General features: G+C 53.0%; 12 protein-coding genes. All 12 read right to left on the bottom strand.

The window, feature by feature from the left end:
• Nucleotides 1-380 precede the first annotated feature (380 nt).
• A complete protein-coding gene (locus L991_RS13715) occupies nt 381-1,175 on the bottom strand; it encodes a DNA adenine methylase (protein WP_047396566.1) in 795 nt (264 codons plus the stop codon).
• The gene (locus tag L991_RS17080) at nt 1,123-1,326 is read right to left on the bottom strand and encodes a Com family DNA-binding transcriptional regulator (protein ID WP_081986698.1); all 204 of its coding nucleotides are present in this window, start codon (nt 1,324-1,326) and stop codon (nt 1,123-1,125) included. The genes L991_RS13715 and L991_RS17080 overlap by 53 nt, the downstream gene beginning before the upstream one ends.
• 252 nt (nt 1,327-1,578) lie before the next feature.
• On the bottom strand, nt 1,579-2,184 hold the full coding sequence (locus L991_RS13710; protein ID WP_047396563.1) for a hypothetical protein: 606 nt from the start codon (nt 2,182-2,184) through the stop codon (nt 1,579-1,581).
• 1 nt (nt 2,185) lies between these two features.
• Nucleotides 2,186-2,650, bottom strand: a complete 465-nt coding sequence (locus tag L991_RS16655; protein ID WP_052190901.1) for a hypothetical protein — start codon at nt 2,648-2,650, stop codon at nt 2,186-2,188.
• 9 nt (nt 2,651-2,659) lie between these two features.
• Nucleotides 2,660-3,178 carry a hypothetical protein gene (locus tag L991_RS17525; protein ID WP_197053901.1) on the bottom strand — a complete coding sequence of 173 codons (519 nt, stop codon included), beginning with the start codon at nt 3,176-3,178 and terminating at the stop codon, nt 2,660-2,662.
• Nucleotides 3,179-3,185: 7 nt separating this feature from the next.
• Complete coding sequence (locus tag L991_RS13695) at nt 3,186-3,749, bottom strand: YmfQ family protein (RefSeq protein ID WP_047396562.1); 564 nt, start codon at nt 3,747-3,749, stop codon at nt 3,186-3,188.
• Entirely contained in the window at nt 3,749-4,768 is a 1,020-nt protein-coding gene (locus L991_RS13690) for a baseplate J/gp47 family protein (protein ID WP_081986697.1), read from the bottom strand. The genes L991_RS13695 and L991_RS13690 overlap by 1 nt, the downstream gene beginning before the upstream one ends.
• Before the next feature lie 46 nt (nt 4,769-4,814).
• Nucleotides 4,815-5,165: a phage GP46 family protein gene (locus tag L991_RS13685; protein WP_047396560.1), complete on the bottom strand. Its 351-nt coding sequence runs from the start codon at nt 5,163-5,165 to the stop codon at nt 4,815-4,817.
• A 72-nt stretch (nt 5,166-5,237) separates the two neighbouring features.
• Complete coding sequence (locus L991_RS13680) at nt 5,238-5,813, bottom strand: phage baseplate assembly protein V (RefSeq protein WP_047396558.1); 576 nt, start codon at nt 5,811-5,813, stop codon at nt 5,238-5,240.
• The gene (locus tag L991_RS13675; protein ID WP_047396556.1) at nt 5,813-6,919 is read right to left on the bottom strand and encodes a phage baseplate assembly protein; all 1,107 of its coding nucleotides are present in this window, start codon (nt 6,917-6,919) and stop codon (nt 5,813-5,815) included. The genes L991_RS13680 and L991_RS13675 overlap by 1 nt, the downstream gene beginning before the upstream one ends.
• The gene (locus L991_RS16650) at nt 6,903-8,195 is read right to left on the bottom strand and encodes a DNA circularization protein (protein ID WP_197053900.1); all 1,293 of its coding nucleotides are present in this window, start codon (nt 8,193-8,195) and stop codon (nt 6,903-6,905) included. Before L991_RS16650 ends, L991_RS13675 begins: the two co-directional genes overlap by 17 nt.
• Before the next feature lie 15 nt (nt 8,196-8,210).
• Entirely contained in the window at nt 8,211-10,229 is a 2,019-nt protein-coding gene (locus L991_RS13665; protein WP_156129089.1) for a hypothetical protein, read from the bottom strand.
• Nucleotides 10,230-10,401: the final 172 nt, after the last annotated feature.

The raw sequence follows: 10,401 nt of genomic DNA, 5'->3' as shown, positions 1-10,401 counted from the left end.
GGGAGACGAACGGCTTTATCGTTTGGCTCACGACGAAGCAAGGGCAGCGCGGAGCGCTTTTCGCCCGGGTCGCCTTTGGGGTGAAGGGGTATTTGGCGAAGCAAATATCCCTTCCCGTCTGCGCGGCGGAACGCGCATTAAAACATCGCGCCAACGGCGCAAAAGACCACAAAATGTAGGGCAGGTTAGCCGCAGGCGTAACCCGCCAATATGGCGAAAATCCAAATTACAGATCAGCACGGGTTGATAAACCCAACCCGCCCTGTAGCGCGGCGCGCATTTTGGCACGAATTTGCAAAATAATTGGCACAGGCCAGCCCGCACAAATTGCACAACAATTGTCACAAGCCCCGCTGTTGCGGGGCTTTGCTTTATAAGCGTTAAAAAAGCCCTCCCAGCGCATCTGGCACCCAGTTGGTAATAACTAGCTCCTTGCTGGTTTCCGGTGCGCCATGGGTATTGGCTACGCTGTATTTAATACCCAGTTCCTCCATGTGGAACTCCGCGAAGCAGGCACGAATGTCGGGGTGATCGTTAATACTGATTATCATCTTGCCCTTGCAGGTGCGCATCGCCTCGGCCAGCAGCTCGTATTGCTCCCACTCGAATGGCACACCGTAGCCTTCGGTTTGCCAGTACGGCGGGTCGGCATAGAAGAAGGTGTGAGGGCGGTCGTATTTCTTCAGGCATTCCAGCCAGCTCAGATTCTCAACGTAAGTACCGGCTAGGCGCAAATGGGCAGCGCTGAGGTTTTCTTCGATCCGGCATAGATTGATTGGGCTGCCCGTTGTAGCTGTGCCAAATGATTGCCCTTGCACCTTGCCGCCAAAGGCATGTTGCTGCAGGTAATAGAAACGAGCGGCACGCTGGATATCGGTCAGAGTTTCAACGCGTGTCATCTGGTGCCACTTGAAGATTTGGCGGCTGCTGATCGCCCACTTGAACTGGCGTACAAACTCTTCCATGTGGTGCTGGACAACGCGATAGAGATTAATCAGGTCGCCATTCACATCGTTAAGCACTTCCGTTTTGGCAGGCACGTGGCGCAGGAAGTATAAGGCAGCCCCACCGCAAAACAGCTCAACATAGCAGTCATGCTTGGGGAACAAAGGGATAATCAAATCAGCTATTCGGCGCTTGCCGCCTAGCCACGGAATGATGGGGGACGCTTCCATCGTGCTTTCCTTGGTTCGGCGCTCGATGGCGCTCTGAGATAGATTGATATTGATTCAGATTGCCACAGCGAGGGCATTTAATACTGAGTTCAAGATAGCGGCCTTCGGCCAATTTGCGGTCACACTGGCCGCAACGGATAGAGTTAATCATGGCAAGCACTTTGTAAGTGACAAATATCCCGCTAAACTGCTCACACTTTTGCGCAAAAGTAGCAGCCTTGGGTTGGCTTGCAGCATATCCTGCTAGTCAGCTGTCCGAGTGGATGTTGACGCACCCACTCGGTCGCTGTTCAGATCGCCCATTACTAGGCCACAGGCAGGCCAGCAATTTACATATATATACTCCACGGTTGATTGCGCTCGTTTTGGCTTGGCGCTTCTGCCGAGTTAGGGCACTACAAAATCAAGTTGCCGACGCATGTCCACGCTCCGCCAAGGGGTTGATGCGGTGGCAGATCATGATGTTCTCAGTTGGGTCTCGCAGTAGATTGGCCAATTTCCAGCCAATACGGATATTCCAGCAGCGCCCGAACAAAGAAGGCCATGCCGCGCTAAACTCAAAGGCATGACGACCCTGATCATCGGTCAGCCAGATCAAGTACCAGCCCTGTACATACATTGGCGTGCGGCTGGAACGTGGATTACCAAACCAACGGAAACGTGGATTATCAAAACGGCAGCCCAGCCAGCTGGAAAACCCACACGCAGGATTGCGCCATTGCCACAGCACATAAGTCCACCAGCCTGGCGCGTGGGTAGCGCAGAAATTCGCATCCCCATGACAACCATCCATCTTGCTATCAGGCGTTTGAAACCACCACAGCCAGCGCGGTAGATAGCCGTTGGGCTGCACAAACAAAGCAATGATCGGTGCGACTAATATTGCAAAGGTGGTAAAGAGCAGACTGAGAGCCACCAAGAAAGGCCACTGACAAATACGCGCCAAGCCGGCCACATCAATCATCACCAGCAACAACCAAACCATCAAAAAAGATAAGATCAAATACATCCTAGAGCCCCGTTAAAACTGGCAACTCAATAAGCAATTGCTCAACAGTTGGCTTCTGCCGCTTGCCGGACAGAACCAAATCGAGCTGCTCATACACATACGCCCACACCAACGAGCGCCAAGCACGAAACGCCTTGCCATCATGCTGAAACTTCGGGACGGCAGGCTCTTCGGCATAAGACACCGCCGTCTTGATGTCGTCATACCCATGCTCGACGGCAACCGAATCCAGACGCTCCTGAACAGCGCGGGAATAAATCAGTTTCTCCTGTTCAATGGTCATCGGCGGTGGATCAACCGCCTCGGGATAACCATCTTTATTTGGCCGAATGATCTTTCCTGATAACTCAAGCTGCAGAAGGCGCTCTTTCTCAGCAGGAGTAACATCTACCGCATCAGCGGGAATATCCAAATTCACGCCGACATAATAAAAACCACCCGTTTTGGCTGAATACTTAATCTCCATGTCCCCCCCTCAATAACCAATCGCAATGTATGAATAACCGGTAGCGGTTGCCACCGCATTGGCGCAATACACTGTCGTCTGCGACAAAGTAGTGCCCGCGCTACGCATTACCACTGGAGCCTCTGTCGCCGCCCCATTGTTGAAATGTCCAATAACCGTGGCCAAGCGAACATTTGGAAATGTAATCGGCAATGTGGTCACATCCGTAACTGCCCCTGAAGAAGCGAAACTTTTCCCTTGGATATAATTGACAATCAAATTGCGCTTTACGCCTGCCACTTTGATTGGGATCTGAAACCAGCCATTTACTGACAAAACCCCTGTCTGATCAGAAAACGAGGGGGCAAGCGCCTGAATTGCCGCCAGTAATTGATTGTTCGCTGCTGCTGGGGCAATACCTGCCGCAGCGAATACCGCCAGCAGTTCGCCCTGCACGCTGTTGAGCCAAGTATCAGTAACAATCGTGCCCAACTCACCACCAGGTGTTCCTGCATGAAATAAATTATCAGGGGTTTGAATCGGTAACATTTAACCCTCACGGATAGAAGAACTGCGCCCGCGTCCACGCAGGCTTCAGTTCGTTAAAAATGGTTTCAAGTTGCGGATCGCCAAATTGCAGCAAGCGCTCACCGGCAAGCGACGTACCCACGCGGAATTGATAGCTCTGGCTCAAGTTCGTCGTTACGGTGACGAACCAGCAATAAATGATGTCGGGATAGGCGATCCGCTCACCGCAACGATTCACACCGGCGCGAAACGGTTGCGGCTCGGTAATCTGCACGGTATATCCCATCGCTCCGGCCAGCTGGGTGAAGTACTGGATAGACAGGCCACCGGTCTCATTGAGCTTGGCCACGACGGCATCAACGCGCATTTGATAGCTAGCACCGGCAGCAGGCACCAAGCCACAAACCCGTTCCCAATCGGCAATCATGCTGAAGGCGGCATAGGGTGTGACCGCGCCGAGTACCTTATTGGCATCTTCCAAGGCGCGATCTAGCGCTTTACCTTCGCGCCCCAACTCAGTACTGAGACGCGGCTCATTGGGGTCGTAGCTGACAGGTGGCAACAATCGGGCGAGCAATTCAGCGTGATTCATCACATTGCCCCAAAGGCCACGACACCAGCACGCAGCCATTCGACTTTATTGGCATCAATGACCGGCACCACGTTGGCACTCGGCGCGGTCAGCTGGCAATCGGCCACGCCTGGCACCGCATTGAGCAGACCAGACAGTTTATTGGCGATGACTGAATCACCAGGCGCGAGCGTTAAAAAGTAGTTATCAACCACGGACTGCAACGCAGTTTGCAATGTGGCCAAGGAATAACCCGCTGCGGCACGGACGCTGGCGGTGATGGCGACAGTGCGAAGCGTCGGAGCCAGTACCAAAGCACCTTTTGCTGTGACTGGACGAACATCTTCAACATGCGCTTGCGCTGCCGCAATCACCGAAGGCGCAGGCAACTGACTGCCTGCAGTAATCACCACATCAACCGTACCTTCGCCACGACGTAGAGGGTAAACATAAGCCGCTGTCACGCCTGGCACTTCCAAAGCCCAGCGACGGAAGTCATATTTATTGCCACCAGCAGGTGGATGCTGAATCCGATCAAGCAGGCGGCCAAGCAGATTGGCATCCAACTCTTGATCAAGCCCACCGGTGATACCGGCGCTCACAGCAGTTGTGATGCCATTGGGCGGCGCTTGAAAAGTCAGCGCCTCACCAGCAACGAGATCACCGGCTTCACCGGCGACCAAGGCTTGTACCGCAACGAGCGCGCTACCATTGCCATCCAGCACAGCCGCCGCCGTGGTGACATACACGCGGCCATCCCGATTAACCAGCGTTAACCCTGCGTTAAATGGCGTATTTGCGACACCTGAAACCGTGATATTGCCACCAGCTGGCACGGCATCCTTGCGAAAGATTTTGCGCAGAGCGCAATGCTTTTCCAGATATTCTTTATCCGCATCATCAGGAAAAATCTGCTTTTTGATCCAGACCTGATGCTGATACAAACCCTCTACCGCCGACGCGACAGAGGCCGCACGAATCGCCCAATCCGAATCACCTGCAATCCGAGCATCGTCAGCCAGATTGTTAATGTCACGCATCAGGTTGGCGTAGATAGCGTCAAAGTTTAGCGGCGTGAAACTCACATCAACCCCTCACTGCAACTGGATGTTGATAAACATGTTCTTGGCCATCGACGGCCACGGCCTTAATCTCAAGCAAGAGCCAACCGTTATGCGGTTGCTGGGCAGTCACTTCAATGCTTTGCGCTTCGGTCGGCATCAGCGTAGCCAGTGCTTGCTCGGCGTACTGTTTGGCCAGCAGCCCAACACGGGAAACGTCTTTCTCACGCGCCAATTCATGCAGGCGCGAACCCAGCAACGGATTAGCCCAATACGAGCCAAGCGGCGTCATCAGGCGAAGATAAACGGCGTTTTCCAGCGACTTGGCGCGCTGGCCGGTGTAACCGCCAGTGGTGGGATTAAGTAAAGGCTCCATACCCCAGAGCATGAGGCAAAAGAAAAACCCCATCTGGGGGGATGGGGTTCAGTGGGATGCAAAAAGGGCTGGTTAAACTTGCTGATTTGGCTTGCTGGTATTGCCGCCTGCCTGATTGTTCTCTCTGTGATCGTGATCGTTATAACTTGAGCGCATCGCTGCCATGCTTTTGCCGCCAGATCCCACCTTGTCAGTAATATCTAGGGCTGCATTAATCAAGCCTGTAGTTTCGACCTTCGGCGTTTTGAACTGGACGCTATTCTTCGCTGTGACAATAAAGTCGTCACAAACCGACTCAACAACTCGCCCCCGACGCACTGCGACATAAGCGCCGTCCTGGCTATACAGCGCGGCCTCGCCAGACTTCAGAATTTTGAGGCGGTAGTTGCCGTGTTCAGTCGCCACAATAATGCTGTGGCTACTTTTCCCACCAACAGGGAGGGCGATCAACATTGAACCTTCAGGTGGCACGGTGCATAAACCAAACTGCTGAAATAATTCAGCATCCAGTATGGGTTCGCCTGCCAAGCCTTGACCGCTCACCAGTTGCACCGGCCCAGTATTTTTCACTGTCGTAACCCGACCACGAAAAGCCAACCGGATACCATTTAGTGCGCGTTTAATCCGCTGATCAATTTGCGTCCACATTATTTGTCATCCGTTTCAAGCACATCACCAGAATAGTTTTTACCGCGCCGATGTTTACGCTGATGTGGGTGCGCATCTAATACCCATACACCATCTTCTCTTAGCGTTAATAGCGTTAGCGAGGGCTGGCCACGGCCACCTTTGAATTTGCGTGCAGTACAAAACAGCACCGCATCAATGCCATGCACAGCGGAGCGGACGCGTACCCGCATACCAGGCTGCCAAGGCTTACCATTCGGCGCACGATGGCCTTTTAGTGAAATGGCCACCAGATAAGCATTCAATCGCGAATCAGCCAACAGCTTGCGCCCCCGTGACTGGGCTGTGGTGCGATTATTGGCCTCGTGATCGATCACGATTTTGGGACGGTAGATCGTCATGCTTGGATCTTTGACCGTGACTTTAATGGCATGCTGGCCTTCGCCATCACTGCCATGTGCCTGGCCAAGTACAGTGATCTCAGAAAAACGACGCTGCAAATCGGTCACTTCTTGCAGGCTCTCAACTGACATTTCGTTACCCGTTGCAGGGCCAAGCACCAAAGTACCCACTTCTGGCGTTTTATAGTCAGGGCCACCCACCACCAAGGTGCCATCGGGATCAAACCACGGCCACAGGCCCGCCGCTTCTGCGGCGTGCTGCAGTGCATCCCATGCCATATCGCCAGGCTCAACATTCACCTTATCTTGCCGAGCGCCTTTATCCAGCACGCGAACTTTGCGAATCCCTAGCGGCCTCACAATGCTATTAACGATTTCTGAAAGGGTATTTTGCTTACTGGCAAATACCGGCGCGGAGCTGTCAACCAGTTGGCCAGCGCCATCGCGACCTCGTAGACTCAAGGTATGAGAAGTTGGATGAACACTATGATCACGTGTATCCAGCGCACCGGACATCACCACATCATCACCCAACATTAAGCGGATCGGCGTGCCACTAATGATTTTTGGCACTTGCTGGCCAGTACCAATCCCCAGCTCCAGGCTCCAAGCATCAGCAGGAATAAATAAGTCGCTATCGACCTCATAACGATCCCAGTCATCGTGCGCCTTGCCATCAATCAGCAAAGTAAGGCGCTCGGCCTGTACATTATTTGGCGTAGGCACGAAGCACCTCAGCAGTATGAATATCGTTTGGATTACGAATTTGTGGGTTTAGGCGCATCAGCTCTTCAGCACGACTGTGATCGCCATACCAGTGATGAGCCAGCAAGCGCAGATTGGCGGGGAATGGCACTTCGCGATTAATTAACGGTGGCCGACGCAACAGCACTGCCCGGCCAGCATCCTGCACCGCCAATGCCAGCGTCTTGAGCGCTTCAACCACTGGTCGATATTGCAGCAATCGCTCTCCGGCTTCTTCACTTGCAACCGTATTGGCCTCGGTATCGTTTTGCAGTGCCTCAACCGCATTCATAATTTCACTGCGCACATCACCCACCATTTGCTCAATCTGTGGCGGCGTTAAAGTAGGCGCTTTGGCCTCGGCCACCAACACTGTTGCGGCACTACTGGCCAAGGCCGCAGCACTGCCCGCCTGGACAAAACGCTGAACCGTTTGAACATCACGTGGATGAGCCGTAATGGAGGCCGTATTGACCGGCACACTCGCACCTGTATTAGATGAAAGCGAACCGGTTTTAATTTGCTTTGGCATTCGGCCAATGCGCTGAGCATCGCTGAGCAAATTACGCCAGCCACCAAATAGATTGCTGGGATTAAGGCGCAATGGCGAAACAACGCCATAAACACTATCCAGCATTTCGCCTGCCCAGGCACGAGGCGCATCAATCGCATTTTGTACTGTGCGAATGGCTCCGGTAATTTCGCCCTGGATACCGCCCAAAGTGTCATTCATCAGGCTTGACATGGCATTCAATTGATCCAGCGGCAGCGATGATTTTAATTTGTCGATCGACGAATCCAGCGCATTGGTTGCGTGCTCGAGCACAGGCTCATCAGCGATCAATGCCGCCTCGGCAACCAGTGTTGGAGTTTGTCGAATGAATAGCTCAGTCGGCTTAGCTGCCTCTACGAACGTAATCTTGATGGCAACATAATCAGGATCTTCGGCCTGAAAAACTGAACTCCAATCCGTAGGCTGCACCCAAATGCTGCCCCACACTGGATGCACCAACTCACCAATGCCTTCCATTGACAATGCTTTAGTTAGCGCCATCAGCGGTGTTTCGTAGTCATCCCCCCAAAAGGCAACCGAAAAATGAAAGGTTCGCTCCTTTAAGCCCAAATCCTCAGCTTCAATACCTGGGCGGTATGGGTAGGCGTGCCTAGCTACATCATGGCCGCCACTTTCTTCGCAAGAAATGACTTCCAGCGCAACATTCCGATAACGGCCATCCAGCAGATTATCTTTCCAAGCCACTTGCATCGCCTCCCATTAGCCTCTCCCTGCCCGTGTGATGTGCCATTGATTCATCTGAGCGACGATATCGCCACCCTGCACCCGTACATCAATCGGAGCAGGATTGGCCAACCGATCTGCAGCCAATATCATTTTGTCGGCGGCTGAATTGAATTTATCCGCGTACTGCAGCATCCGTTCAGCATCTTGCTGTGTCGTTGGCGCAGGCTGAGCTTTGTATTGCTTCAGCCACTGCTCATTTTCAGAAGCGTAGCCAGAGCCAAACTGGTACCAAGGCTGGTACTTCTGCCTGGCCGCATCAATGTCTTGCTGCGAATATTGAGAACGAAGCTTTTTCCACTTTGCATCGCCATTCAATACTTCATCGTTTTCAGCATCAGAACCCATCGTGGCAATGCTATTGATTGCCAGCATTGGGCCAAGCATTTTTGCAAAGCTGGCCAATGACGAAGCACGCTGAGCCAATGGCCCAGCAGCATCTTCAGCCGCTGCCGCTCCGCCGCCGCCACGCCCGAAGAACTTCCATGCTGCACCGGCACTCGCCAACATCCCGCCGCCAACAACACCTGCAGACAATGGATTTTCAGCGGCGAGCAATGGGATATGCTCAGCAATCCATCCTGTTCCCTTGGTCGCAGTTTCGGACAGCTTCATCTTTTCAACTTCAATTTCAGCCGCTTTGATTTTGCCGAAATTGGCTTCTTTGATTTCTGATACCGCCTGGCCAACCAAGTCTTTGTCAGCCGCATTGGCACCGTTCTTCATTTCCGACTCAAGCGCATCCACATTCGTCAGCATCTGCTTAGCGGCTTTTCCGGTGTACATATCGCGAAAACCAGCCTCAGACAGCTTGAATGGATCGTCCAGTTTCTTAGCCTTTAATTCGCGCAAGAAAGCCATCAAATCACGCACAGCAGCATCGCCGCCAATCGGCTTGCCACTCTTATCAACACCACCAAAATAACCATTGGGCATGTATTTCTTGATGTTGATACCCTTGCTGGCCAAGCCTTTGACATAGTGCTTTTGGGTCAAGTGACCAAAGAAGTGTTCCATGAACGTGGCGACTTCAGCCGGCTGCGTCGCCGGTGCCAATTTCATCAATTGCTGAGTTAATGCGCCAGTTAGATTGACCGCCTGAATACCCGTAAACCCAGCATTCGCCATGGTGTTAAAGGTTTTAGGTGCATCCTGTGCCATCGCGCCAACTTCATAGCGTCCGGCGCGGCCATGGTAGAGCAGCATGTTGTGCATGGCTTTTTGCTGGTCTGGTGCAATACCCAGTTTTTGCTTGGCATCGACATCCAGTTTGGCGACCACTTCTGCTGATGAGTAATATGCTGTAGCTGCTCGAGCAGACTCTTCAATTGAGTTAATCGCAAAATCAAACTTCTCACCTGCCGATGTAAATGCACGCAGGCCGGTCAAAACATCGGACGGCATTTGCATTTGATTGCCTGCGACCTGCATTGATTTATTACGGGCAACCAGGCTCTCTGCGGCTGACATTTCACCGGTTTGCTTCATCTCCAGCAGATCGCGCTCAAAGCGCAAATTTGTGGCCATCACATCACGGGAAATAGCCGCGCCAGTGCCAATCGCAGCTGCGCCTACCAAACCAGAGCCGCCACTATTTTGGCGCATGCGCTTTTGCTGCTGTTCAACACCGTTCATTTCCGTCCGTAGCGCTTTTACTTTATTGGTCATGGCGCTATAAGCCCGTGCCTGCTCGGACGCGCTTAAACTGCTTGCCCGTGCCAATCGTGTATACGCATCTTCAGTCGCTTTGATTTCGCGTTGAATGGCATTTTCAGACCGAATACCCAGTTGCTCGCGTGCTTGAGCGGCTCGCTGTGCCAGGCGCGTTTGCTCAGTCACGCTCCGGTTATAGACTTCGGCTGTTTTACGGTAAGCGCTTTGTACTTTTGATTGGCTAGTAGTGCTGGCGCGTGCCGCCTGTTCTGCCGCCTGGACAGCTGCTTGCTTGGAGCGATTCAGAACTGCAGAGGCTTGATCATTGGCCTTAATGGTCATTGATACTTGCATATTGCCGGACATCATGAACCCCGCTGAGCAGGCTTACGCCGTAGAGATTTGATTCGACGGACTGGCGCGCCGTCTGCGCCAGCATCATCGGCTTGAGGAGGAGGAGGCTCCGGCGCTGCAGGCACAACAATTGGCCGCAAGAAAGTCAGGTAAGTAGCGG

It is taken from the genome of Chitinibacter sp. ZOR0017, from assembly GCF_000799095.1.
In the GTDB taxonomy this organism is placed as follows: Bacteria; Pseudomonadota; Gammaproteobacteria; order Burkholderiales; family Chitinibacteraceae; genus Chitinibacter; species Chitinibacter tainanensis.
The sequence above is the reverse complement of the archived record's forward strand: the minus strand, read 5'-3'. Positions and strand labels throughout refer to the sequence as shown.